Annotated in this window: 29 protein-coding genes; 15 read left to right on the forward strand and 14 right to left on the reverse strand. The window is 65.0% G+C overall.

Annotated features, from left to right (window positions below):
• Nucleotides 1-67: 67 nt before the first annotated feature.
• Nucleotides 68-628 carry a nitrous oxide reductase accessory protein NosL gene (locus P1K32_RS16955; RefSeq protein ID WP_276252429.1) on the reverse strand — a complete coding sequence of 187 codons (561 nt, stop codon included), beginning with the start codon at nucleotides 626-628 and terminating at the stop codon, nucleotides 68-70.
• A gap of 58 nt (nucleotides 629-686) precedes the next feature.
• A complete protein-coding gene (locus P1K32_RS16960; RefSeq protein ID WP_276252430.1) occupies nucleotides 687-1,007 on the reverse strand; it encodes a DUF7471 family protein in 321 nt (106 codons plus the stop codon).
• Between the two features lie 148 nt (nucleotides 1,008-1,155).
• Here P1K32_RS16960 and trxA (P1K32_RS16965) point away from each other — a divergent pair, with 148 nt between their 5' ends.
• On the forward strand, nucleotides 1,156-1,566 hold the full coding sequence (trxA, locus tag P1K32_RS16965; RefSeq protein WP_276252431.1) for a thioredoxin: 411 nt from the start codon (nucleotides 1,156-1,158) through the stop codon (nucleotides 1,564-1,566).
• A 68-nt stretch (nucleotides 1,567-1,634) separates the two neighbouring features.
• A complete protein-coding gene (locus P1K32_RS16970) occupies nucleotides 1,635-1,859 on the forward strand; it encodes a YgaP family membrane protein (RefSeq protein WP_276252432.1) in 225 nt (74 codons plus the stop codon).
• 46 nt (nucleotides 1,860-1,905) lie between these two features.
• On the opposite strand, the gene P1K32_RS16975 is transcribed toward P1K32_RS16970, so the two are convergent.
• The 4 genes from P1K32_RS16975 to P1K32_RS16990 all read right to left on the reverse strand — a co-directional run bounded on the left by P1K32_RS16975 (nucleotide 1,906) and on the right by P1K32_RS16990 (nucleotide 4,202).
• Nucleotides 1,906-2,301, reverse strand: coding sequence for a hypothetical protein (locus P1K32_RS16975; RefSeq protein WP_276252433.1), 396 nt, complete (start codon nucleotides 2,299-2,301; stop codon nucleotides 1,906-1,908).
• 11 nt (nucleotides 2,302-2,312) lie between these two features.
• Nucleotides 2,313-3,458, reverse strand: a complete 1,146-nt coding sequence (locus tag P1K32_RS16980; protein ID WP_276252434.1) for an NAD(P)/FAD-dependent oxidoreductase — start codon at nucleotides 3,456-3,458, stop codon at nucleotides 2,313-2,315.
• The gene (locus P1K32_RS16985) at nucleotides 3,455-3,703 is read right to left on the reverse strand and encodes a sulfurtransferase TusA family protein (RefSeq protein WP_276252207.1); all 249 of its coding nucleotides are present in this window, start codon (nucleotides 3,701-3,703) and stop codon (nucleotides 3,455-3,457) included. Before P1K32_RS16985 ends, P1K32_RS16980 begins: the two co-directional genes overlap by 4 nt.
• A 136-nt stretch (nucleotides 3,704-3,839) precedes the next feature.
• Nucleotides 3,840-4,202 carry a hypothetical protein gene (locus P1K32_RS16990; RefSeq protein WP_276252208.1) on the reverse strand — a complete coding sequence of 121 codons (363 nt, stop codon included), beginning with the start codon at nucleotides 4,200-4,202 and terminating at the stop codon, nucleotides 3,840-3,842.
• 181 nt (nucleotides 4,203-4,383) lie between these two features.
• Between P1K32_RS16990 and P1K32_RS16995 the strand changes: the two genes are divergently transcribed.
• Together P1K32_RS16995 and P1K32_RS17000 are read left to right on the forward strand one after the other, a co-directional pair.
• Nucleotides 4,384-5,394 carry an arsenic resistance protein gene (locus P1K32_RS16995; protein WP_276252209.1) on the forward strand — a complete coding sequence of 337 codons (1,011 nt, stop codon included), beginning with the start codon at nucleotides 4,384-4,386 and terminating at the stop codon, nucleotides 5,392-5,394.
• A 75-nt stretch (nucleotides 5,395-5,469) separates the two neighbouring features.
• On the forward strand, nucleotides 5,470-5,700 hold the full coding sequence (locus P1K32_RS17000; RefSeq protein WP_276252210.1) for a hypothetical protein: 231 nt from the start codon (nucleotides 5,470-5,472) through the stop codon (nucleotides 5,698-5,700).
• Nucleotides 5,701-5,824: 124 nt separating this feature from the next.
• On the opposite strand, the gene P1K32_RS17005 is transcribed toward P1K32_RS17000, so the two are convergent.
• Nucleotides 5,825-6,610, reverse strand: a complete 786-nt coding sequence (locus P1K32_RS17005; RefSeq protein WP_276252211.1) for a sulfite exporter TauE/SafE family protein — start codon at nucleotides 6,608-6,610, stop codon at nucleotides 5,825-5,827.
• A 382-nt stretch (nucleotides 6,611-6,992) separates the two neighbouring features.
• Here P1K32_RS17005 and P1K32_RS17725 point away from each other — a divergent pair, with 382 nt between their 5' ends.
• Nucleotides 6,993-7,805 carry a nitrous oxide reductase accessory protein NosL gene (locus tag P1K32_RS17725; protein WP_349682137.1) on the forward strand — a complete coding sequence of 271 codons (813 nt, stop codon included), beginning with the start codon at nucleotides 6,993-6,995 and terminating at the stop codon, nucleotides 7,803-7,805.
• A gap of 213 nt (nucleotides 7,806-8,018) precedes the next feature.
• Nucleotides 8,019-9,170, forward strand: a complete 1,152-nt coding sequence (locus P1K32_RS17020) for an aminotransferase class V-fold PLP-dependent enzyme (RefSeq protein WP_276252212.1) — start codon at nucleotides 8,019-8,021, stop codon at nucleotides 9,168-9,170.
• Between the two features lie 11 nt (nucleotides 9,171-9,181).
• Here P1K32_RS17020 and P1K32_RS17025 read toward each other — a convergent pair whose 3' ends face one another.
• From P1K32_RS17025 to P1K32_RS17035, 3 genes are read right to left on the reverse strand one after another with little or no spacing between them, the layout of a single operon-like run.
• Nucleotides 9,182-9,895 (reverse strand): type 1 glutamine amidotransferase, encoded by a 714-nt coding sequence (locus P1K32_RS17025; protein ID WP_276252213.1) that lies wholly within the window; start codon nucleotides 9,893-9,895, stop codon nucleotides 9,182-9,184.
• Nucleotides 9,896-9,938: 43 nt separating this feature from the next.
• Entirely contained in the window at nucleotides 9,939-10,511 is a 573-nt protein-coding gene (locus tag P1K32_RS17030; RefSeq protein WP_276252214.1) for a DsrE/DsrF/DrsH-like family protein, read from the reverse strand.
• A 1-nt stretch (nucleotide 10,512) separates the two neighbouring features.
• Nucleotides 10,513-10,758, reverse strand: coding sequence for a sulfurtransferase TusA family protein (locus tag P1K32_RS17035; RefSeq protein ID WP_276252215.1), 246 nt, complete (start codon nucleotides 10,756-10,758; stop codon nucleotides 10,513-10,515).
• 261 nt (nucleotides 10,759-11,019) lie between these two features.
• Here P1K32_RS17035 and P1K32_RS17040 point away from each other — a divergent pair, with 261 nt between their 5' ends.
• From P1K32_RS17040 to P1K32_RS17055, 4 genes are read left to right on the forward strand one after another with little or no spacing between them, the layout of a single operon-like run.
• Complete coding sequence (locus P1K32_RS17040) at nucleotides 11,020-12,213, forward strand: MBL fold metallo-hydrolase (protein WP_276252216.1); 1,194 nt, start codon at nucleotides 11,020-11,022, stop codon at nucleotides 12,211-12,213.
• Nucleotides 12,214-12,219: 6 nt separating this feature from the next.
• The gene (locus P1K32_RS17045; protein WP_276252217.1) at nucleotides 12,220-12,711 is read left to right on the forward strand and encodes a YeeE/YedE family protein; all 492 of its coding nucleotides are present in this window, start codon (nucleotides 12,220-12,222) and stop codon (nucleotides 12,709-12,711) included.
• The gene (locus tag P1K32_RS17050; protein ID WP_276252218.1) at nucleotides 12,711-13,178 is read left to right on the forward strand and encodes a DUF6691 family protein; all 468 of its coding nucleotides are present in this window, start codon (nucleotides 12,711-12,713) and stop codon (nucleotides 13,176-13,178) included. The genes P1K32_RS17045 and P1K32_RS17050 overlap by 1 nt, the downstream gene beginning before the upstream one ends.
• 25 nt (nucleotides 13,179-13,203) lie before the next feature.
• Nucleotides 13,204-14,385 carry an inorganic phosphate transporter gene (locus P1K32_RS17055; RefSeq protein WP_276252219.1) on the forward strand — a complete coding sequence of 394 codons (1,182 nt, stop codon included), beginning with the start codon at nucleotides 13,204-13,206 and terminating at the stop codon, nucleotides 14,383-14,385.
• Between the two features lie 9 nt (nucleotides 14,386-14,394).
• On the opposite strand, the gene P1K32_RS17060 is transcribed toward P1K32_RS17055, so the two are convergent.
• A complete protein-coding gene (locus P1K32_RS17060; RefSeq protein ID WP_276252220.1) occupies nucleotides 14,395-15,237 on the reverse strand; it encodes a universal stress protein in 843 nt (280 codons plus the stop codon).
• 358 nt (nucleotides 15,238-15,595) lie between these two features.
• On the opposite strand from P1K32_RS17060, the gene P1K32_RS17065 reads away from it, so the two are divergent.
• From P1K32_RS17065 to P1K32_RS17085, 5 genes are all read left to right on the forward strand, one after another.
• Nucleotides 15,596-15,757, forward strand: coding sequence for a DUF7512 family protein (locus tag P1K32_RS17065; protein WP_276252221.1), 162 nt, complete (start codon nucleotides 15,596-15,598; stop codon nucleotides 15,755-15,757).
• Nucleotides 15,758-15,760: 3 nt separating this feature from the next.
• Nucleotides 15,761-16,786 carry a sulfite exporter TauE/SafE family protein gene (locus P1K32_RS17070; RefSeq protein WP_276252222.1) on the forward strand — a complete coding sequence of 342 codons (1,026 nt, stop codon included), beginning with the start codon at nucleotides 15,761-15,763 and terminating at the stop codon, nucleotides 16,784-16,786.
• A gap of 74 nt (nucleotides 16,787-16,860) precedes the next feature.
• On the forward strand, nucleotides 16,861-17,265 hold the full coding sequence (locus P1K32_RS17075) for a helix-turn-helix domain-containing protein (RefSeq protein ID WP_276252223.1): 405 nt from the start codon (nucleotides 16,861-16,863) through the stop codon (nucleotides 17,263-17,265).
• Nucleotides 17,266-17,369: 104 nt separating this feature from the next.
• A complete protein-coding gene (gene trxA / locus P1K32_RS17080) occupies nucleotides 17,370-17,726 on the forward strand; it encodes a thioredoxin (RefSeq protein ID WP_276252224.1) in 357 nt (118 codons plus the stop codon).
• Nucleotides 17,727-18,770: an NAD(P)/FAD-dependent oxidoreductase gene (locus tag P1K32_RS17085; RefSeq protein ID WP_276252225.1), complete on the forward strand. Its 1,044-nt coding sequence runs from the start codon at nucleotides 17,727-17,729 to the stop codon at nucleotides 18,768-18,770.
• Between the two features lie 152 nt (nucleotides 18,771-18,922).
• On the opposite strand, the gene P1K32_RS17090 is transcribed toward P1K32_RS17085, so the two are convergent.
• From P1K32_RS17090 to P1K32_RS17100, 3 genes are all read right to left on the reverse strand, one after another.
• Nucleotides 18,923-19,429, reverse strand: coding sequence for a universal stress protein (locus tag P1K32_RS17090; RefSeq protein ID WP_276252226.1), 507 nt, complete (start codon nucleotides 19,427-19,429; stop codon nucleotides 18,923-18,925).
• Nucleotides 19,430-19,626: 197 nt separating this feature from the next.
• Nucleotides 19,627-20,103, reverse strand: a complete 477-nt coding sequence (locus P1K32_RS17095) for a DUF7970 domain-containing protein (protein WP_276252227.1) — start codon at nucleotides 20,101-20,103, stop codon at nucleotides 19,627-19,629.
• Complete coding sequence (locus tag P1K32_RS17100) at nucleotides 20,100-21,089, reverse strand: ParA family protein (protein WP_276252228.1); 990 nt, start codon at nucleotides 21,087-21,089, stop codon at nucleotides 20,100-20,102. The genes P1K32_RS17095 and P1K32_RS17100 overlap by 4 nt, the downstream gene beginning before the upstream one ends.
• Between the last annotated feature and the right edge of the window lie 21 nt (nucleotides 21,090-21,110).

The raw sequence follows: 21,110 nt of genomic DNA on the forward strand, positions 1-21,110 counted from the left end.
CGACATCCCGGACTTACCGTACCAGTAAAAACAGGCTGTCGCCTGTTCTCAACTCGCAGGAATCCCCTCACCCGCTACTGACGAGTTCGCGCCGGATGTCCTCCGCAGGGAGGGTCTCTCCGCCGTACTCCTCGGCGAAGGCCTCGGCGTCGCCGCTGTCGCTGAACGGGACGATAGCGGTCCCCATCGCGCCCTGGACGTCGGAGTTCGCGACGACTGTCAGCTCAGACGTCTCGGCGAAGGCCGTGGCGTCGAGGTGGTGTGTCAACACGGTGGCCCCGCCGTCGGTCCGCACGTCGTAGTCGACGCTGCTGTAATCGGTCAGGAACGTCGCCGACGGCGTCCACCCCTCCTGTTCCTTCGCGAAGCGGTGTCGATAGGTGCAGGTCGTACTGCAGAACGTGACCGGGGTTTCCCGCCCGCTCGGCGTGGCATCCTGGTAGAACGTCTCCCCGACCGGTCCGGGATGGTCCGAGATCACCATGCCACACTGTATGCAGTTCTCGTCGTCAGCAATCGAGACGGGTTCGGCCGTGTCGCTGTCGCCCTGACAGCCGGCGAGGGCCAGAAGCGTCGCCGTACCGGCGAGCACGTGTCTGCGGGTCGGACCCCCCGTACAGTCAGCCATACGCCGTACTACTGCAACAGGCAAGAAATGGCTCTTGGTGCGGTCGTCGAAACAGAACTCACTCCGGTGACGGCGGTCGGTCGACGGCGGCGACGGCCCCGAGAACGAGGAGCGCAATCGCGAGGTCGACGCCGTGGCCGGCGAGGTGATGGACCGGCATCGGGACGGCGCCAAGCGCGGTCCCGAACCCCAGCATGGACCGAGCGACGAGCAGCCCGATAGCGATGGTCAACAGCAGATAGGGCCTGCTCCGACGCCTGAGCGTGCCGGCGGCGGCGACAGCGAAAAGTGCCAGCGTCCCGAGTGTCGCGAGTCCGATGAGGACCAGGAGTGCCGTCGCCTCGCCCCAGCCGAGCCAGTCACCGATCAGTCGGAGCATCCCTCGCCGTGGTAGTTAGTCGGTGACCGCCGAAACAGTTTCGACAGCGACGGCGGCGTGGGCCAGCCGACACAGCGGCCGGCGAGCGCGCCAGTATTGTATCTTTTGTGCAAAACAAATAAGCCCGAGGAACGCGTTGTCTCCGCCGATGACCGACGAGCTAGAGGAGATACGACAGCGCAAACTGGAACAGCTCCGGAACGGCGAGCGACAGACGGGTGACAGCGGACAGAGCGAGGCGTCACCGAGCGAGCCAGTCCACGTCGACGCCGCCGAAGCGTTCCAGGACATCGTCGCTGATGGGGTCGTGCTGGTTGATTTCTACGCCGACTGGTGTGGGCCGTGCAAGCAGCTCGAACCCATCGTCGAGCGCGTGGCGGCCGGAACCGACGCCACGGTCGCGAAAGTCGATATCGACGCGAACCAGGGCCTCGCGGCCCAGTTCGGGGTCCGTAGCGTCCCCACCCTGTTGCTGTTCGCAGACGGTGAGCAGGTCGAACAGCTCGTAGGCCTCCAGCAGGAACCACAGCTGCGCTCGCTCATCGAGCGGTACAGCTGAGAGCGGTATCTTTCTTGGGAGAGTTGTACAATAGCAACCTTATTGTCGATGGGGCGCTACATACATGTATGGCTCAAAATGTCGGTGCCACGGACGGGCGCGTCAGAATCGGCCTGGGCGCCATCGCCGGACTCGTCTCGCTCGCGGTACTCGCGGGCGCACTACCGCTCCCGTCGCTTTCCGCACCTGTGCTGGGACTCGGCGCGGTGATACTGATTGGGACCGGCCTCACGGGCTTCTGTCCGCTCTACTCGGTACTGGGGATGAATACCTGTCCGGTAGACAGTCGGTAACGAGACGCGAATTTTCTCTTCGCGGTCACGGAACGGGAGATGGCCATCAGTTTCTGGCGACTCGGCCGAGCGACCGGACTATCGAGAGCGCGTAGCGCACTCCCAGGAGGAAGTCGCCGCTGCGAATCCCGTCCCAGACGTCGTGTCGGTCTACGGGACCGTTCGCGTCGGCCTCGCCCAGCGCCCGTAGCAGGACCTGAATCCCGCTTCGGGTATTCCCATCGGCCGCGGAATCGGCGAGCTCGCCAAGCGACGACCCGGTCCGGGCCAGCTCGGCTATCATCTCGTCGTCCATCGCGGACGTCCCGAGGTCGGCCACCTCTACCAGTTCGTTGACCGTATCGAGGTTCCGGACGAACGTGGCAAACGCCTCGGGGTTCTCCTCGATGGCGGCGGTCAGTTCCTCGGTCAGGTCGTCGGTCGGTGATTGTTGTTCACTCATTGGTAGTCACCTCACAGCAGCCCCCGCGCGGTCAGCCAATAGGACTCGTTGTAGGCGAGCTTCGACCAGTGCATGGCCTGGGTCGGCTCGCTCGGCTCCGGCGGGTTCTCGTAGTCGAATTCGACGAACGTCGCGTCGTCCATCCCGGTCTCTATAAAGCAGATAGTCTTGCCGCCGTAGACGGCCGTCGCCGGCTGGCCTCGGACCTCGCTGGCGATGCGCTGGCCGACGACGTTGGCCTGGTAATGGGCGGCGCTGCCGGCTTTCGGCACGCCGGTCTGTGCGGCGTCGCCGATGGCGTAGATATCCTCGAAGCCGGTCGCTTCGAGCGTGTGCTGGTCGACGTCGACCCAGCCGCCGTCGCCCAGACCGGCCGTCTCTATCAGGTCGCTCCCGGTGTGGGGCGGGATGGCGACCAGCAGGTCGTAGTCCAGTTCCGTCCCCTCCATCGACGTGATGGTCTCCGCGTCGGGGTCGACCGATTCGGCGTTGAACATCGTCTCGATTCCGATGTCGCGTTCTTCCAGTCGTGGTCGGGCCCACTCGGCGATGTGTTCGTTCCCGTGGACCCGCATGATGGGGTAGGTGTACGTGACGTCGACGTCGTCGCGGCGGCCCCGCTCGCGGAGCCAGTCGTCGACCATGAAGACGAACTCCAGGGGTGCGGCCGGACACATATGAGGGGTCCCGACGACGGAAAGCACGATATGGCCCCCCTCTAGCGTGAGGAGTTCGTCCCGGAGCGCCTGGGCCCCGTCTTCGCCGTAGAAGTGGTGGCCACCCTCGACGAGTCCGGGCACGCGCTCCGGGTCGAGCTGAGAGCCCGTCGCGATGACGAGTTTGTCGTACTCGACAGGCTCGATGGCGTCGACGAGTTCGAGCTGGCGGCGCTCGTGGTGGATGTCGTAGACGTAGTCCTGCCGGATGTCGACGCGGTCGTCGACGAGCTCACGGAGCGGCCGCCGACCGTCGGCGGGCTCCCGTTGCCCGAAGGCGACATAGAGCCAGACGGGCTTGTAGACGTGGTCCGGGCCGTCGTTGAACAGCGTGATGGCTATCTCACCGGCATCGAGTTCCGCTCCGAGCTCCTCCGCGAGGTTGTTTGCCAGCACGGTGCCGCCGGTTCCGCCGCCGACGATTGCGATGTGTTCGGTCATAGTTTTCGTACGTGAATCCTGTAGTGGTCGCCCTCGTCGACGATATCGGTGACCTCGTTTCCGGACTCCTCGGCCCACTCCTGGACCTCCGTCTTCGAGTTGTCAGCGTCGCTCAGCAAGGCGACGACAGTGCCGGTGTCGACGGCCCGTATCTCCGCGATGAGGTCCATCAGCGGGCCCGGACAGGTCGCACCCCTGGCGTCGACGGTCGTCTCAGCCTCGGCCGAAGTCTGGTTCGTAGTCATGGGTTCTCACGTAGTAGTAGGCGAGCGAACCATTTAATAATGTATGGTTATTCCAAGACCGTGAGAACAGATAAGCGGCTCCCGAGCGGTCCAGCCAGATAAACAGACGAGCGAGCGCAGCGACCGGAACAGTCGTTCAGTCCCGGTACCGTTTGAGAACGAGGACCAGCAACGCGAGCACGAGGACCACCTGGACGGCTTTGTCGACGTAGCCGACGAGCGTGTAGTTGCCGGCCTTTATCACGACCCACAGCGGTATCTGGACGGCCGTGTACGGTATCGCCGCGACGGCGAGCGCCTGTCTGCGGACGCCGCGGACGTACAGCGCCGCGCCGCCCAGAAAGCCCAGGCCCGCGAGCACGAGCGGCGGCGCGCCCTCGACGATACCGGGGTAGATATGTGTTACTGCCGTGATAGCGACGAGGACGACGATACCCTGTTCAAGCCCGGTTAGCGACACTCCCCGTCCATCGACCGAGCGCGACTGTGTTGCTGTCACGGTCGAGAGAACGTGGGAGACGTACATGTAGTTGTAGTTGGCACACGACAGCGGCCGAGTTATACCTCATTGTATTGTGCTAACTGTACATTTTTGTATCGGCAGACAGTGGTCAGATGTACGGCGTCCGTCGCGGTGGTGCCGACCCCGGGGCCGCGTGACGGGACACCGACACACAACTATGATACCGAGACTCTTCGAGACGCTGAAGGCCAACCTCATCTACGTCGTCATCGCCTCGCTTGTCACCGGGCTCGCGTTCGGTCAGGTGGCGGGCGAGGGAACCAGAGCGTTGTTACAGACGGCCATCGTCCCGGTGCTGTTTCTGATGGTCTATCCCATGATGATACCCATCGACTTAGACGAGATACGCAATCTGCAGGCTCACGTGCGTCCCGTGGGGCTCAGTCTGGTGGTGAACTTCCTGGTTTCGCCGCTCGTGGCGGTCTTGCTGGCCCGGGCCTTTTTCCCCGGGAGCGTCGAATACACGGTCGGGCTCTACTTCATCGCCCTGATTCCGACCTCCGGGATGACCGCCGCCTGGACCGGGCTGGCCGACGGTGACCTGGAGTCGGCGCTGGTCGCCATGGCGGTGAACCTGCTCGCCGCTGTCGCGATACTCCCTGCCTACCTGTCCCTGTTGATACCCGGAAGCGTCGGCTTCGAGCCGACGGCGCTGTACCGACAGCTCGCGCAGGTCGTCGTCGTGCCGATGGTGGCGGGCAACGTCACCCGCCGTCTCCTCCTCCGTCGGTACGGCCCGGAGAGGTTCCGCCAACTGAAACCCACGTTCGGCGGGCTCAGCTCCGTCGGCGTGATGCTCATCGTGTTCATCGCGATGACGATGCGGTCGCGGGCGATTCTGGCCGACCCGGTCGCCTCCGCCAGCGTCGTCGTCCCGCTCGTCGTGTTCTACGTGGCCGTGGTTGCCGTCGGGTCCGGACTGGGGCGTGTCTTCCTCGACGACGCCCAGCGGGTCGCGCTCGTCTACGCCACGAGCATGCGGAACCTCTCTATCGCCATAGCCATCGTCGTCGCCGCCGAGACGTTGCCGACCGGAGCCGTGTTACCTATCGCCCTGGCGTACATCCTCCAGCCACCGCTCGGGGTCGTCTACATGCACTACCGGCGCGATGTCGTCGGGGAAGGGATGTCCCTCAGGGAAGCCGCCACCAGGTTGATGGGAATATAAAAACGCTTCGTCGAAAGTAATGTTTTGAGAATGCTAAAAATATATTATTATACTGAGGTCCAATCTTGAGACGCAATGGTAGTTGAGACTGACGACCTACGGACGGAGCTCGAAGAGAAAGGTGAACTGATGCTCGCTGTATCGGAGTTCGACGAACCGCTGGAGATGCATCTGCACGACACGGAAATAGCGGACGAAACCGTCCGGATTCAGCTGACCGACGGTGTTCTAACGTTCGACATCGAGGAGGTCGTTGCCGTGTGGCACCACACGCACTCGCTCGCTGACTTCGGACTCGACGACTGAGACTGACAGTCCTGGCCAGTGGGCGGTTCCCACCGCGGGGTCGTCGGACGCCCGGCTGGTTGCAACCCCCGGCAATACACGTCCTCGCGTTCAGTCCCCTCGATTGTGCGGCTCGCGTGGTCGCTCACCACGGCTGGACGTGCGGGAGCGGAACGGCTGGAAGCGCGATACCGAGCTCGGCGAGACCGTGCTGGAGTGGGATGTACCCCAGCATGACGAACGCCACACCGAGCCCACGGTGGAGCCACCGCCGATTGCCGACGTTCAGCCCCTCGAACACCGTGCCGGTCACGAAGACAGCCGGAACGGTGCCGAGGCCGAACGCGGCGAGCGCCGCCGCGCCACCCAGTGCAGACCCCTGCACGAACGCGTACAGGTACACCGGGTACAGCAGCGGACAGGGCAGGAACCCGTGGACCGCACCGAGCCCGGCGATGCGGTAGTCGCCGACCCACTCGTCGACCCGCGAGAGCAGGGCGTGCCGAACCGGGTTCGTGACACGGTCGATACCCGGTATCGAAACGGTCCGCGTCTCGCCAGTGACGTAGCTGAGGCCGACGGCGGCGACGGTAAGACCCACGATGACACCTGTCACGGCGCGGACCTCCGTTGCGACCATCGTCACGTTCCGGGCGCTCAGGAACGCGAGCTGGCCCGCGAGACCGAAGACCCCACCCAGTAGCGTGTACGTAGCCGTACGTCCGAGGTTGAACACCGCGTGCTGCCTGATTTCCCAGAACGAGAGGATGTCGTCGCGCCCGTCCTCTGACATCCGGTCTGCGTAGATAGCGACCAGCGGCCCGCACATGCCGATACAGTGTGCGCCGCCGAGCAGGCCGGCGAGTGCCAGCACCGGCAGTCCGAGCGTCTCCGTTCCCAGGAGCGGATTAGCTGGCGTGCAGGACTGCATCGGTCAGGTAGTCCCCTCGAGGACTCCCTCGGTGCGGAACGGTCTCTCGGGCCGCAGGAACCGCCAGTTTCCAGCCGATATGTCTGGCTGCATTCGATCCCAGTCGCTCGGATCTGGGAGTTTCCCACCCCCGGACTGGTGGTCAGCCTGCGGGCCGAGGACCGTCTCGTCGCCGCCGCTCCCCCAGAGCAAAGCGGTGGGAGGGACGACGTTTCCGGCGGCGACACCGAGACCGGCCAGGAGGCAGCTCCGTCGCTGCATGGTTTTCTCTTTCTCGCTGGCGGAGGTAAGCGGTCTGGTGGGGCTCTCGAAACGGGACGACGATTCTACCAGACCGACTTTCATTGTCGCCGACGGAGACCCGAGTATGCGAGAACGAACCATGAGAGGTCTCGACAGACGGACGATGCTCGCACTGCTGGGGAGCGGTGCCGCCGGTTCCCTCGCGGGCTGTGGCGGCAACGGCGACGGTGACTCGACCCCGACGGCGACGGGGAGCGACAGCGTGCCCGAAGAGTACCGGACAGCGACGGGTCTGAGTGGCGAACAGCGCGACCCCGATTCCCTCTCTTCTCAGGGGGCAGTGAACTACCAGTCCGACCCAGAAGACGGAAAGCAGTGTTCGGGCTGCAGCTACTACATCCCCGACAAGAACGGCGACGGACTCGGCGCCTGTACCATCGTCGAGGGGACGATCGACCCCAGCGGATACTGTACGAGCTACGTCGCTCACGAGAGCGAGACCGACGACGGTGACGCCCGCTCAGCGGTCGCGGTTCCCGACGATGCCCGCTGTGCCGTCTGTGAGATGAAGGCCGCAAACTTCCCGGAGTGGAACGGACAGGCCGTCCACGCCGACGACACCCGAGCGTTCTTCTGTACGTCGGGCTGTGCGACGACGTACTACGCCGTTACAGGGCAGTTCGCAGAGACCGATGCAGACGTCGACGGCCTGTGGGTCAGGGACCTGAACTCGCGGGACCTCATCGACGGAACGGCAGCGTACTACGCCCTCGAGACCGACGCTGACCGTCTCGACGACCCCATGCGGGTCAATCCCGCCCCCTTCGAGGCCCGCGCGGACGCCGTCGCTTACGTCGACGAAGTCGAGTCACTCACCGAGGACGACATCGTCGAGCTGTCCGCGTTCGACCGCGCGCTGGCCGAGCAGTACCGCGGCCAGCTGCTCGAATAGCCCGGGCTCCTGGCAGCAGCGGTCAGTGGCGCTTGCCGCCCACGGTGGTAACCTGGACCGGCCAGACGACCGTGGCACCCACTCCTGGGCAGGGAGGCCCAAGCCGCGACGCCGGATACCCCGTGTCCAGACGACTGCTCGGGGAGGCGACCTGTTCTCGATATTGTATAGTACACCCAAAACTATTCTATACTGACGACGTAACCACAGCCGATGACCGCACTCGACCACCCACAATCGACCGACCAGCTGACGCCGGCCGAACTCCGGGCCGACATCCCCGCCCTGCAAGACGGCGTCTACATGAACTACGGCGCCCATGGGCCGAGTCCACGGTACGTCGTCTCGGCCGCCCAGGAGTTCCTCGCGGCACACGAGTTCGAGTCACCCGTCGGGTCGGACCCCTACGGGATGGCGTTCGACGCCTACGACGACGTCCGGGCACGGGTCGCTTCCTTCGTCGGCGCATCGGGCGAGGAGATCGCCCTGACCGAGAGCACGACCGCCGGCATCAACGCGGTCGCCGACGGCCTCGGACTCGGCGCGGGCGACGTGGTCGTCCGGACCGACCTGGAACATCCCGCCGGCGTCCTCCCGTGGCAGCGACTCGAACGCGAGGGCGTCGAGGTGCGTGTGGTCGAGACCACGGACGGTCGGCTGGACCGTGAGGCCTACAAGACAGCCGTCGCTGGGGCCGACGTCGTCTGTTTCAGCGCCCTCACGTGGACCCACGGCACACGGCTCCCCGTCGCCGAGCTGGTCGATATCGCCCACGACGCGGGAGCCTTCGCACTCGTCGACGCCGTGCAGGTCCCCGGCCAGCTGTCGGTGGACGTGTCGGCGTGGGGAGCCGACGCGGTCGCGGCGGCCGGTCACAAGTGGCTGCTGGGCCTGTGGGGCGGCGGGTTCCTCTACGTCGATAGCGACGCGGCAGAGCAGTTACAGCCCCGAACAGTGGGCTACCGGAGCGTCGAGACGCCGACCGCTGACCCGTTCGCGTTCAAATCGGGCGCCCGCCGATTCGAGGTCGGCTCGGCGAATCCGGCGCCACACGTCGCTCTCGGCGAGGCCATCGAAACGGTCAGTGCGGTGGGCATCGAGCGCATCGAGTCACGTATCCACCGTCTGGCCGGCCGACTCGGGGACCAGGTCCCGTCCGAACGGCTTTTGAGTCCAGCGACGCCCGAATCCGGGCTCGTGACCATCGACGTGGCGGCCCCAGCGGAGATAGTCGAGCGACTCGCGTCCGAGGGTATCGTCGTCCGGTCGCTGCCCGACCCGTCGGCTGTGCGGGCATCGATTCACGCGGTCAACACCGAGCAAGAGGTAGACCAGTTGGCCGACGCGCTCGCCGAAGAGTTCTGAGACTAAAAGCGTCAGTCCGTCCGGTCGGGGCGGCGCTGGTGGGCGGCGACCAGCCCGAGGAAGTTCCGGAACACGGTCGTCGCCACGCTGGCCGCCTCGACCGACTCGTCGGTGAGCGTCGCGCGCACCGATTCGAGCCGGTCCGCCGAGAGGTCCTTGTTGCCGATGACCCACTCGGCGGTCTCGCGGTCGTACTCCGGGTGGAACTGGACGCCGTAGCGGGCGCCGAGCCGGAACGCCTGAATCCCGTGGTCGTTGCGCGCCAGTTCGACCGCCCCCGACGGGAGCTCGGCGACCCGGTCTGAGTGGGTCTGGAAGGCGGTGAAGGATACCGGAACGCCCGCAAACAGCGGGTCGTCGCCACGCCGGTGGACCGTCCGGTAGCCCAGTTCGTGCTCGCCCATATCGACCACGCGCCCGCCAAGCGCCTGCGCGAGCAGCTGGTGGCCCCAGCAGATGCCGAGGACAGGCACGTCCGCACGGTGGACCTCGCGGACCCACGACGTGAGGTCGTGAATCCAGTCGTGGTCGTCGTACACTGAGGTCTGGGAACCGCTGATGACGACGCCGTCGTACGCCCGGTCGGGGCCGGTCGGAAGCGGTGGGAACTGGCCGTCGCTGACCTCGTACACGTGCGTCTCGGCGTCGAGTGAGCGTGTCAAATTGCGTTCTGCGGGCGTGTCACCGACCGATGCGTCGACGATTGCGATTGTTGTCTGGCTCATGATGCGTTCAGTACTGCAAAGGGTGCCCTGTGAACGTGGCCGCTCAGACCAGGAGCTGGATGTCGGACTCGGCCATGTGCTGGAGCGCGGTGGCCGCGCCGACGCCGACGGTGACGTCGTCGTGGAAGTCGTCCTCGTCGTAGTCCATCAGTTCGATGGTCATCTGGCAGGCCTGCAGCTCGACGCCCTGGTCCAGCGACAGGTCGATGAGCTCCTTGATAGTCGCCGTCCCGTTCTCGTCGATGCGCTTTTCCATCATCCGCGTCGCCATCCGGTCCATCCCGGGCAGTGCGGCGAGCGCGTTCGGCATCGGCATGTTCGGGTTGCCGACCGCCGAGAGCTGGAGCTTCTCCGATTTCTCCTCGTGGAGGATATCCAGCCCCCAGAAGGTGTGGAAGACGACCACGTCCCAGCCGAAGGCCGCCGCCGTGCTGGCGAGGATGAGCGGCGGATAGGCCATGTCGAACGTCCCCTGGGTGGCGACGATGGTCATCTTCTTCTGGTCGTCGTCGGCTTCGAGCTCGGCGACGCTCTCTTCGAGCTCTTCGATTCGAGCCAGGAGCTGTGCTTCGGTCATGGACTCGTCGTCGCCGGTCGAGGGTGTATCCGTACTCATCTCAGTTGGTTTTCTTGACGTAGTGTTTGTACACGTCACCGTCCTCGACCTGTTCGAGCAGTTCGACGCCGCTGGTCCCCTCGGCCCAGCCGTCGATGTCGCTCATGCTACCGCTGTCCGTCGATAGGACCTCCAGTACGCCGCCTTCGGCGATGTCGTCGATTGCGGACTTGGTCTTGACAACCGGCATTGGGCACGATGCACCTTTCACGTCGAGCGTCTCTGCGATGTCGAATGATTCACTCATTGTTGGAAGGACTCCAGGTGGTGTATTGGAGCTACTGCACAATATTCGGTGCCAGGTTAAAACATTGTCGATTATTGTACTCACCTCGAACTATTACCCCTACCAGAATCGTCCCAGACCTACTCCAAAGCCTCTAATAGCCGGTTTTAGGACATAGATCACGTCCAAGAGGGCTGCTATTCGGACATATAGTATTGTGTGTATTGGGAATTTCTATACAAACTCTTTTATGCATCAACCCTGTAGAAGGGGGTGTACCACATGAACGCTGACGACTTCCCGACGCCGGACGCAGACGTCGAATCGGTCACGCCCGAAACGCTGAAAGGACGCATCGACGACGGTGAGTCCGTCACCATCCTCGATGCGCGTATGTCCTCGGACTACGACGAATGGCGTATCGACGGCGAGAACGTCGAGTCTATCAACGTCCCGTACTTCCAGTTCCTAGAGGACGACATCGACGACGAGGTCTTCGAATCAATTCCCGACGACCGCGAGCTCACAGTCCTCTGTGCCAAGGGTGGCGCAAGCGAGTACGTCGCGGGCACGCTCGCCGATGAGGGCTACGACGTCGACCACCTCGAAGACGGGATGAACGGCTGGGCTCGCATCTACGAGACCGTCGAGGTCACCGACTACGACGGGGCGGGGACGCTACTGCAGTACCAGCGCCCCTCCTCGGGCTGTCTGGGCTATCTCGTCTACGACGACGGCGAGGCCGCTGTCATCGACCCGCTGCGCGCCTTCACCGACCGCTATCTCGACGACGCCGAAGAGCTCGGGGTCGACCTGCAGTACGCACTGGACACGCACATCCACGCGGACCACATCTCGGGCGTGCGTGACCTGGCCGGCGAAGGCGTCGAGGGTGTCATCCCCGCAGCGGCCGTCGACCGCGGGGTCACTTACGCGGACGAACTGACGACCGCCGACGACGGCGACGAGTTCCAGGTCGGCGACGCGACCATCGAGACCGTCGCGACGCCCGGCCACACGACCGGGATGACCTCGTATCTCGTCGACGACAGCCTGCTCGCTACCGGCGACGGGCTGTTCATCGAGAGTGTCGCCCGTCCCGACCTCGAGGAGGGCGACGAGGGCGCACCCGACGCCGCCCGGATGCTGTACGACTCGCTGCAAGAGCGCGTGCTCACGCTGCCCGACGACACGCTCGTCGCCGGCGCACACTTCAGCGACTCGGCCGTCCCCGCCGACGACGGCACCTACACCGCACCCATCGGCCAGCTCGTCGCGGAGATGGACGCGCTCACGATGGAGAAAGACGACTTCGTCGAGACGGTGCTTGCCGACATGCCGCCGCGGCCGGCCAACTACGAGGAGATCATCGCGACGAACCTCGGACAGAACACCGTCGACGACGAGGAGGCGTTCACGCTCGAACTCGGTCCCAACAACTGCGCAGCGAGCCAGGAATCGCTCGCGGGTGACTAAGCGGCGATGGTAACAGACCCAGTTCCGCTGCAGGTGGCCGCCGAGCTGTTCCCGAACGGGATCTCCCGGTATGCCGTGGGCGGGCTGCTCGTCGGCCTCGGGGCGGCCGTCATCTACGTTGGCACCGGCATCAGTGCCGGGGCGAGCACGTTCCTCGAGTCGACGCTATCGTACGTCTCCGGCCAGTCGCGGTTCCAGCAGTACGTCGCCTCGCGAGACTGGCGGGTCGTGTTCACGCTCGGCATCGTCCTCGGGGCCGCAGTGTATGCGGTCGTCTATCAGGGCGGCGCGTGGACCACCGACGTCGCCTGGTGGCGGCTGCTCGTTGGCGGCGTCTTCGTCGGCATCGGGACCCGTGTCGGCAAAGGGTGTACGTCGGGCCACGGCGTCTGTGGCGTCGGCTCAGCCTCGAAGACGTCTATCCTGGGCGTGGTGGCGTTCCTTGTCACCGCGATCGTGACGGCACAGATAGTCGCCGCACTGGGGGTGACACCGTAATGGCGTCAGCCACTGACCGCCACCCGCTGTTCATGCCGCTCGTGCTGCTCGGCGGGCTGATATTCGGGTTCGGGCTCGCCTACAGCCACATGGCCCGCCCGGAGGTCGTGTTGAACTTCCTCCAGTTCGAGGACTTCGGCCTGCTGTTCGTGATGTTCGGCGGCGCGGCTGTGACGGGGGTCGTCTTCTTCGTCATGCCGCGGGTGCTCGACCGGGCGCCCCTGACCGGCGACCGCTTCGAGCGCCGGCTGAAGTCTTTCGACCGCAACGTGCTGATCGGCGGCGGGATATTCGGCGTCGGCTGGGGGCTCTCGGGCATCTGTCCGGGGGCCGCCTACGCCAGCCTCGGTATCGGCAACGTGGCAATCCTCTGGGCGCTCGGGGGGATGTTCCTCGGCGCGTACCTGCAGGGCTGGTGGCGGAGCCAGACGAGTAGCGCCGACGCCGCCCCCGCAGGCGCGGACTAAAGCTCGGTTTTCATTCTCACTACCAATGGAACTCGCAGTCATCGCGCTCTTCCTGATCGCCGGTATCGCCAGTCTGTTCATGTCGTGGGTCATCGGTGCCGGCTCCAGCGGCGCAACCCCCTTCGCGCCCGCCGTGGGCGCCAACGCCATCTCGACGATGCGGGCGGCCTTCGTCGTCGGGATCTTCGGACTCGCGGGTGCGGTGACCCAGGGGGCGAACGTCTCGGAGGCAGTCGGGCGCGGGCTCGTCGGCGGTGTCAGTCTCCCCGCGTCGGGGGTCATCGTCGCCCTGTTCGTCGGGGCCGGGCTCATGGCCGTCGGCATCTACACCGGCTACCCCATCGCGACGGCCTTTACCGTCACCGGCGCGGTCATCGGCGTCGGGATGGCCATTGGGGGGACCCCGGTGTGGGCCAAGTACCAGCAAATCGGGACCGTGTGGCTGCTGACGCCCGTCGTCGGCGGCGCCGTCGCCTACGGCATCGCGAGCGTGTTGCCGCGGGCGGACGCCCCGGAGCGGATGACCATCCCGGCTCTGGCTGCACTCGTCGGTGTCGTCCTCGCGAACGTCGACTTTGCCTTCCTCGGCCCTGGCGGTGAGCCAGGGTCGGTTACTGCCCTCGGAGAGCGGCTGCTCGGTGTCAACGGGGTCGCGGCGACAGCGGTCCTCTCGGGGGGTGTCGCACTGGCCGTCGCGAGCCTGGTCTACTGGGACGTCCGTCGCGACGAGGCGGGGGGCCTCAGACGCGTCCTGCTGGTTCTGGGCTCGCTCGTGGCCTTTTCAGCCGGCGGGAGCCAGGTCGGACTGGCCGTCGGGCCGCTGCTCCCGCTGCTCGACGACGTGGGTATGCTCTCTCCCGCTGTCGTCCTCCTGGGCGGCGGTCTGGGAATCCTCGTGGGCTCCTGGACCGGTGCCCCCCGGATGATAAAATCGCTCTCGCAGGACTACTCCTCGCTGGGCCCGCGCCGGTCCATCGCTGCCCTGGTTCCGAGCTTCCTCATCGCACAACTCGCCGTCTTGCTGGGCGTCCCGGTCTCGTTCAACGAGATTATCGTCAGCGCCATTATCGGGAGCGGCGCCGCGGTCGGGGGCAGTGAGGCCATCGACCCGCGGAAAATAACCGTCACGGTCGGCGCGTGGGTCGGCTCCTTCGCCCTCTCTTTTGCCCTCGGATTCGGGTCGATGACCGCTATCGGGACCGTTTAGCGGCCGTTTTCAGGCGGTTCGGGGCGGCGGGACGAGGAAGACGTTCCCGCTCGCACGGGCCACGATGTCCTCGGAGACGCTACCGAGCAACAGCCGCCGCATCCGGCTTCGGCCCCGGGAGCCGACGAGCGTCGTCGTCGGCGTCACCGCGTCTTCGACGGCCAGAATCTCCTCTGCGGGGTCACCCTGTCGAACCTCGACGGTCGTGTCGATGTCCCACTGCCCGAGCGTTGAAGCGAGCTCGTCCAGCTGGTCCCCAGGGTCCCCGTCGGTCGCGCCCGGGTCCTTGGGCGATTTGACGTGGACGAGCGTCGCTTCCTGCGTGGCGTGGCGCAGATACGAGAACGCGTCGAAGGCGCGCTCGGCGTTCTCGGAGAAGTCGGTCGCATAGAGCACCCGCTGGAACAGATGCTCTCTGAGCACTTCGGGGTCGTCAGCCTCGCGTTCGACCCGGTTGACCAGGAGCGGCACCACGGTCGTCCGCGCGAGGTTCCTGGCCGTCGACCCGATGACCCGATTCTCAAGCGGGCTCTGACCGCGGGAGCCGATAATCGTCATATCCACCTTCTCGGCCTCGGCGAGCCCGTTGATACGACGGTGGGGCGTCCCCCGAACGACGTGCGTCTCGGTCTCGAACCCCGCGTCCGCCATGACGTTCTGATAGCGAGCCAGCGCCCGCTCGCGGCGCTCGCTGAAGTTCATCCCCGGCATCCCGGCGTGGACGTTCGACGGGATGACCGTGACCAAGTGAATGGTGTCGACGCCGATGCGCCCGAGACACTCCAGACACGTTTCCGACGCTATCGCCGCTTCGCTTGCCGCCGAGAGGTCTGTCGCATAGATGGCCCTCATACGCGTGGGTACGTGACCCACCATTAATATTGTTTGTATTAGACAATACTCTTGGCGACGTCGTCCCTGCCAGCCGACGGCCGCTCCTGTTCGTCCTGTACCGGCGACCGGCAGTCACATACTATGTCGTGGGGCGCGCGCGAATTTATTTCACAAGGGAGAGGCAGTTGTAATCGTTACGGCCCGATGGCCGATATCCAGATAACGTATGCAAATATTCCAGTGGGTTAGCGGTCAGATTCTCTGCAGTAATATTGTGTCTATCGCCCAAAACCGTTATCAGTACCCTCCGGCTAGAGGGAGACGAGCAGAAAAGTATGATCTTCGCACAACAGAACAATTCCGGAGGGACGTATCGATGGTAGACCTGGCGGCGGTCGCAGCCGGCGGAGCGAACAGCGTCGACGCAGCCGTGCTCATCGGAGTCGTGCTGCTCGAAGCGGTCCTCCTCTACATCGGCTACGGTGCGGTCGAACAGGTGTTCGGACACCGCGTGGTCGACCGACTGAAGGGAGAGTGAGAGATGGAGATACTGGGTCTCGGTCTGGGAATGGTCCTCCTGTTCATCGGGTTCGGGCTGCTCATCGGCGTCCTGTTTGGCTTTTTCGGGATGGGCGGGTCCTTCCTCGTCACGCCGGCGCTGCTGGTGATGGGGTATCCCACCCGGGTCGCCGTCGGGAGCGGGCTCGCGTTCGTGTTCGGGACCTCCGTCATCGCGACGCTGAAACACCGTGATATGGGTCAGGTCGACTACAAACTCGGAGTGTTGATGATTGCCGGGACGACCGCGGGCATCGAGGCCGGCAAGGAGATCGTCATCCACCTGGAGTCACTCGGAATGGCCGGGAGCATCATCAGTGTCACCTACGTCTTCCTGCTGGGTGGCATCGGGGCCTTCGTCACCTACGAAGCACTGAAAGGCGGCGGTGGCGGCGGCATCGACCACGACCAGGCGGACGCCGAAGTGGACGACGACGACATCCCGGAGATAGCGAAGAAGATACAGTCCTATCGCGTCCCCCCGATGATGTCGCTCCGTGGCGGCGTCAGCGTCTCGCTGTGGCTGATACTGGCTGTCGCTTTCGTCACCGGCCTACTCTCGGGCTTTCTCGGCGTCGGCGGCGGGTTCATCCGCATGCCCGCGCTGTTTTACCTCATCGGGGTCCCGGTCCCCATCGCTGTCGGGACTGACCTCTTCGAGATCGTCTTCTCGGGCGGACTGGGGAGCTTCCTGTACGCGATGGACGGCGGGGTCGACCTCTCGATCGTCGTGCCGCTGTTAGCCGGCAGTGCCTTCGGTGCTCGAATCGGCTCGGCCGCGACCAGCATCGTCGACGAGGACGAGATCAAGGTGTACTTCGGGCTGATGTTGCTGGGCGGCGCGCTCGCCGTCGCGGTCCGCGAGATAGGCAACGTCTACGGCATCGAGGTGCTAAACACCGTCAGTCTGGTGCTCATCCTCGGCTCCGCGCTCATGGTCAGCGGGGCCGTCGTCTACAGCAGCGTCACCGCCCTCCGCGAGGAGTCACAGTCGTCCTCACCGGCCTGAGGTCGTTCGTACACAATTGTGCGAACTCTACACAAATCTTTTTACAGACACGGCCCCTCCGTCTAGCTAGAACAATGCCTGACTCGATGACCGAACAGCTACAACAGGATATGGAGTGTGAGGGGCTGCTTGAGTGTTTCCACGGGCTCAAACAGCTCGACAAGGAGTGCTTTCAGGCCCTCGTCAGCGCCGACGAATCGCTCACTGTCGACGAGATAGCCGATGCCGTCGACCGCGAGCGCTCGACCGCCTACCGGGCCGTCCAGCGCCTGCTCCAGACGGGTTTCATCCAGAAAGAGCAGATTAACTACGACCAGGGCGGCTACTACCACGTCTACCGCCCCACGGATCCCTCGAAGATAGCCGGTGAGATGCAGCGGATGCTCAACGACTGGTACGCCAAGATGGGCCAGCTCATCGGGGAGTTCGAACGGAAGTACGAGGACGAAGCCGAGTCCCCGCCGCAAGCGCAGAGCTAGCGCGGCGGTTTTGCGTCAGTGCACGGTAGTTTCGTATCGTTCGATAATTGTATTGTATAGTATACCCACAACTCTTAAACACTCATGGCCCCTACCCTACGGTGATGACAACTGATACTGCAACAGAATCGGACACGGAACCGAGCGGCGAACCAGTGAGTGTTTCGAGCGGCGAGCAGCTCGACGACCTCGTATCGACACACGACGCCGTGCTCGTCGACTTCTACGCCGACTGGTGTGGCCCGTGCAAGATGCTCGAGCCCGTCGTCGAGCGGCTGGCCGCAGAGACAGACGCTGTCGTGGCGAAAGTCGACGTCGACGCGAACCAGCAACTCGCCAGCGCCTACGGTGTTCGCGGCGTCCCGACGCTCGTCCTCTTTGCCGACGGCCAGCAGGTCGAGGAAATCGTCGGTGTCCAGCCCGAAGACCAGTTGCGGTCGCTCGTGGCCTCCTACACCTAAATGAGTGACTCACGAGACCTCGTCATCGCCGGGTCGGGCGTCGCCGGGCTCTCAGCGGCGGTCTACGCCGCCCGTGCGGACCTCGCGCCGCTCGTGCTCGAAGGCGACGAGCCCGGCGGACAGCTGACGCTGACGACCGACGTCGAGAACTACCTCGGCTTTCCCGACGGTATCGGCGGTATGGAGCTGATACAGCGCGGGAAAGAACAGGCCGAACGGTTCGGCGCGACCTTCGAACACGGCCGTATCGAGGCGGCCACGCTCGACAGCGACCCCATCGAGCTCTCGCTTTCGTCCGGCGAGACGATACGGACGCGTGCCCTCCTCGTGGCGACGGGTGCGAGCGCGCGCTGGGTCGGGGCGGACAACGAGGCCGAGTTGATGGGCTACGGGCTCTCGACGTGTGCGACCTGCGACGGCGCCTTCCATGGAGGGAACGACGTCCTCGTCGTCGGCGGTGGCGACTCCGCGATAGAGGAGGCGCTGTTCCTCGCGAAGTTCGCCGATTCGGTGACGGTCGTCCACCGACGTGAGTCCCTCCGGGCGTCCGATATCATGGCGCGGCGCGCACGCGACCACGATGCTATCAGCTTCCGCTGGAACACCGAGCTGGAGGCGATTCACGGGTCCCAGGCTGACGGCGTGACCGGTGCGACGCTCGTCTCTCACCCCGACGGCCATCCGACGGAGCGAGCGGCCGACGGGACGGTCGTCGACCGCGAGACCGTCGACGTCCAGGGCGTGTTCTACGCCATCGGCCACACGCCGAACACGGCGTTCCTGACCGACACGGCCGTCGAACTCGACTCGGAGGGATACGTGGTGACCGAAACGGACGCCGCTGGTCGGATTACGGCCGAGACTGGCGTCGACGGCGTCTTCGCCGCGGGCGACGTCGCGGACCCGACCTACCGACAGGCGATTACCGCCGCCGGCACCGGCAGTATGGCGGCGCTCGATGCCGAGGCGTACATCGAGTCCCGGTCGACGGACCAGCCGTCGAGCGCAGCGGGAACGCCGACGACGACCACCCCCTCTGGATGAGCGCGACAGGCTATGCCGGTCCGGCACAGCGCTTGGCGCGGTCGGATAGTCGTGTGCGCGGCGCTGGAAGCCGTCGAAGGACACACCGCGAGTAGTGGCACACAGAGCCGCCGCAGCTGTCGCCAGCGCAGTCGAGAAAAGCAGCTGGGAGGTTACTGGTCACCCGTGCGCACGGTGAGCACTGGGATGTCGGCGGTCCGAACCACCTTCTCGGTAACGCTCCCGAGGAGGTAGCGGTCCACGCCGGTCCGCCCGTGGGTCCCCATCACGAGCAGGTCCGCGCGCTCCTCGTCGGCGTAATCGAGGATGCGCTCGTAGGGGGTGCCACTGAGGACCGCCGTCTCGACGACCACCTCGTCACCGATCGCGTCGGCGACCTCGGAGACGACGGCCTCGCCGTGCTCGGCGATGACCCCCATCCGCTCTGGGTCTTCGTTGGTCATCCCGGACGACTGCGTCTCGTCGTGCTCGCCGACCATGTCAGACTGTTCGACGTCGTCGTGTTCCTCGTGGATCAGCCCCGACGGTCCGAAGTCATCCTGGGCCACGAACAGCACGTGCAACGTGGCGTCGTACTGCCGAGCGTGGTCGACGGCGTGGTCCAGGGCCGCGTCTGCGGCCTCGCTGCCATCGGTTGGGAACAGGATGCTCTCGTACATGGGCCTCCAATGTGAATGTTGGTTGGCCGAACTGTTAAAAATACGGGCCGGATAGCTAGACCCGTACCGAGGCGGTCCGACGACCACTTCTATGCGGGCGCGGCCACCGGCCCGAAACTGGCCCAAGACGGTCGGTCTATCCGCGAGTCAGCAAGACCGAATCCCTCCACACCGTGTGGTTGCAGCGGTAGTGGTCGCTAGCTGAGCGAGTCGAACCCTTCCTCGCGCATCAGCTCGGCGACCCGTTCGGGGTGGCGAAACGCGGCCAGCAGCGCGAACTCCCGGGCGTCGGTCTTCGAGACGTCGTTCGCGCCGAGCTCCGCGGCCAGGGCGTGTCGGAACTCCGCTTCACCGTCGGCGACCTTGTCACGGACGTGTATCTCGAGGCGGGTGTCCCGCTCGTCGCCGACGTTGCTCCGGCGGACGAAGTACGGATAGCGCTCCCGGCCGCTGGGTTCCGTCGTGGCTGTCGTCCCGCCGCTCGGGACGTCCGAGTCGGAGTCGGCAGTGGACTGGTCAGGGGCGGTGGTCGGGGGGCTTTCGGACCCCTGCGGCGACCGCTCGTCGCCTTCGGCCGAACTCCTCTTCGACGCCGAGCTTTCGGCCGCTGACTCCTCGGACGAGTCGTCGCCGTCGAAGTTGAGGTTCCCGGAACCGGACTTGAAGTTCGTCACGCCGTCGTCACCTCCCGCTCCTCGGAGAGGTCGATCTGTCGACGCTCGTCGTCCCTGACATCGATGTCGAGGACCGGCTCCACCTCGGCGTCGAAGGTCTCCGTGGCGAGGAAGTACGCGAGTTCGTACAGCTTCCGTAGCGTCTCGATTTCACGGTCCCGGACTCGGCGCTGGCCGGGTTCGCTGACCATCTCGCCGTCGCGCTCGAAGGTCTTCCAGCGCTCCTCGACCACCTTGAACGCGGAGCCGCGTGCCTCCCACATCGCGTCCATGAGGCTCTCTCGGTCGCCGATGCTGACCGGCGTCGCGAACTCGGGGGTCGACTCGAACTGGTCGCGGTACTGCTGGTGGGCGTTGGTCTGGCCCACGCCCGAGGGGACGACACAGGCGAGGCCGACCTCTATGTCCAGTTGCGTCTCCATGTTGCCGACGAGTTCGCCCAGCCCATCGAGGCTCAGATTGCCCTTCCCAGCCGGTTTGACCGGCGCGACCAGCGTGCGAAGCGCGAAGATAGCGTTGTACAGCAGGTCCTCCGCGCGGGCGTTCGGATCGATGAGTATAGCATCATACTGTTTATGAAGTTCCTCCCGCTCCCACAGCAGGTCATAGAGGAGCTCGAACCGCGGGTACTCCTCGCGGCTCATGTTCTGCATCCCCGTCTCGTAGGATATCTTCTGCTCAAGATTCGAGGTGAAATCGCCCAGCATATCGTGGCTCGGGATGATGTCGACGCCCTCGGCGGTCGTCTCGATGAGGTCTGCGAAGAGACCATCGGGCATATCCAGTACGTGTTTGACGAGGTTGTCCGCGTCCGGATCGCTCCGACTTTCGCCGGCGTCGAAGAGGCTGGTCAGATTCCCCTCCTGTGGGTCCAGGTCGATGACAAGCGTCCGCAGCCCCATCCGCTGGAGGGCCACCGCGAGGTTGGCTGTCATCGTCGTCTTGTACGTCCCGCCAGACTCCGAGTACACGACGGCCGTTATCATAGTGGGGTCTGTTGTGTGCCT

This window comes from Haloarcula rara, from assembly GCF_029338235.1.
In the GTDB taxonomy this organism is placed as follows: Archaea; Halobacteriota; Halobacteria; order Halobacteriales; family Haloarculaceae; genus Haloarcula; species Haloarcula rara.

Bases quoted from the DNA above. Each gene is read 5' to 3' on its own strand.
- P1K32_RS16955 (WP_276252429.1), bottom strand. From the start codon at position 628: ATGGCTGACTGTACGGGGGGTCCGACCCGCAGACACGTGCTCGCCGGT.
- P1K32_RS16960 (WP_276252430.1), bottom strand. From the start codon at position 1,007: ATGCTCCGACTGATCGGTGACTGGCTCGGCTGGGGCGAGGCGACGGCA.
- trxA (WP_276252431.1), top strand. From the start codon at position 1,156: ATGACCGACGAGCTAGAGGAGATACGACAGCGCAAACTGGAACAGCTC.
- P1K32_RS16970 (WP_276252432.1), top strand. From the start codon at position 1,635: ATGGCTCAAAATGTCGGTGCCACGGACGGGCGCGTCAGAATCGGCCTG.
- P1K32_RS16975 (WP_276252433.1), bottom strand. From the start codon at position 2,301: ATGAGTGAACAACAATCACCGACCGACGACCTGACCGAGGAACTGACC.
- P1K32_RS16980 (WP_276252434.1), bottom strand. From the start codon at position 3,458: ATGACCGAACACATCGCAATCGTCGGCGGCGGAACCGGCGGCACCGTG.
- P1K32_RS16985 (WP_276252207.1), bottom strand. From the start codon at position 3,703: ATGACTACGAACCAGACTTCGGCCGAGGCTGAGACGACCGTCGACGCC.
- P1K32_RS16995 (WP_276252209.1), top strand. From the start codon at position 4,384: ATGATACCGAGACTCTTCGAGACGCTGAAGGCCAACCTCATCTACGTC.
- P1K32_RS17000 (WP_276252210.1), top strand. From the start codon at position 5,470: ATGGTAGTTGAGACTGACGACCTACGGACGGAGCTCGAAGAGAAAGGT.
- P1K32_RS17005 (WP_276252211.1), bottom strand. From the start codon at position 6,610: ATGCAGTCCTGCACGCCAGCTAATCCGCTCCTGGGAACGGAGACGCTC.
- P1K32_RS17725 (WP_349682137.1), top strand. From the start codon at position 6,993: ATGAGAGGTCTCGACAGACGGACGATGCTCGCACTGCTGGGGAGCGGT.
- P1K32_RS17020 (WP_276252212.1), top strand. From the start codon at position 8,019: ATGACCGCACTCGACCACCCACAATCGACCGACCAGCTGACGCCGGCC.
- P1K32_RS17025 (WP_276252213.1), bottom strand. From the start codon at position 9,895: ATGAGCCAGACAACAATCGCAATCGTCGACGCATCGGTCGGTGACACG.
- P1K32_RS17030 (WP_276252214.1), bottom strand. From the start codon at position 10,511: ATGAGTACGGATACACCCTCGACCGGCGACGACGAGTCCATGACCGAA.
- P1K32_RS17035 (WP_276252215.1), bottom strand. From the start codon at position 10,758: ATGAGTGAATCATTCGACATCGCAGAGACGCTCGACGTGAAAGGTGCA.
- P1K32_RS17040 (WP_276252216.1), top strand. From the start codon at position 11,020: ATGAACGCTGACGACTTCCCGACGCCGGACGCAGACGTCGAATCGGTC.
- P1K32_RS17045 (WP_276252217.1), top strand. From the start codon at position 12,220: ATGGTAACAGACCCAGTTCCGCTGCAGGTGGCCGCCGAGCTGTTCCCG.
- P1K32_RS17050 (WP_276252218.1), top strand. From the start codon at position 12,711: ATGGCGTCAGCCACTGACCGCCACCCGCTGTTCATGCCGCTCGTGCTG.
- P1K32_RS17055 (WP_276252219.1), top strand. From the start codon at position 13,204: ATGGAACTCGCAGTCATCGCGCTCTTCCTGATCGCCGGTATCGCCAGT.
- P1K32_RS17060 (WP_276252220.1), bottom strand. From the start codon at position 15,237: ATGAGGGCCATCTATGCGACAGACCTCTCGGCGGCAAGCGAAGCGGCG.
- P1K32_RS17065 (WP_276252221.1), top strand. From the start codon at position 15,596: ATGGTAGACCTGGCGGCGGTCGCAGCCGGCGGAGCGAACAGCGTCGAC.
- P1K32_RS17070 (WP_276252222.1), top strand. From the start codon at position 15,761: ATGGAGATACTGGGTCTCGGTCTGGGAATGGTCCTCCTGTTCATCGGG.
- P1K32_RS17075 (WP_276252223.1), top strand. From the start codon at position 16,861: ATGCCTGACTCGATGACCGAACAGCTACAACAGGATATGGAGTGTGAG.
- trxA (WP_276252224.1), top strand. From the start codon at position 17,370: ATGACAACTGATACTGCAACAGAATCGGACACGGAACCGAGCGGCGAA.
- P1K32_RS17085 (WP_276252225.1), top strand. From the start codon at position 17,727: ATGAGTGACTCACGAGACCTCGTCATCGCCGGGTCGGGCGTCGCCGGG.
- P1K32_RS17090 (WP_276252226.1), bottom strand. From the start codon at position 19,429: ATGTACGAGAGCATCCTGTTCCCAACCGATGGCAGCGAGGCCGCAGAC.
- P1K32_RS17100 (WP_276252228.1), bottom strand. From the start codon at position 21,089: ATGATAACGGCCGTCGTGTACTCGGAGTCTGGCGGGACGTACAAGACG.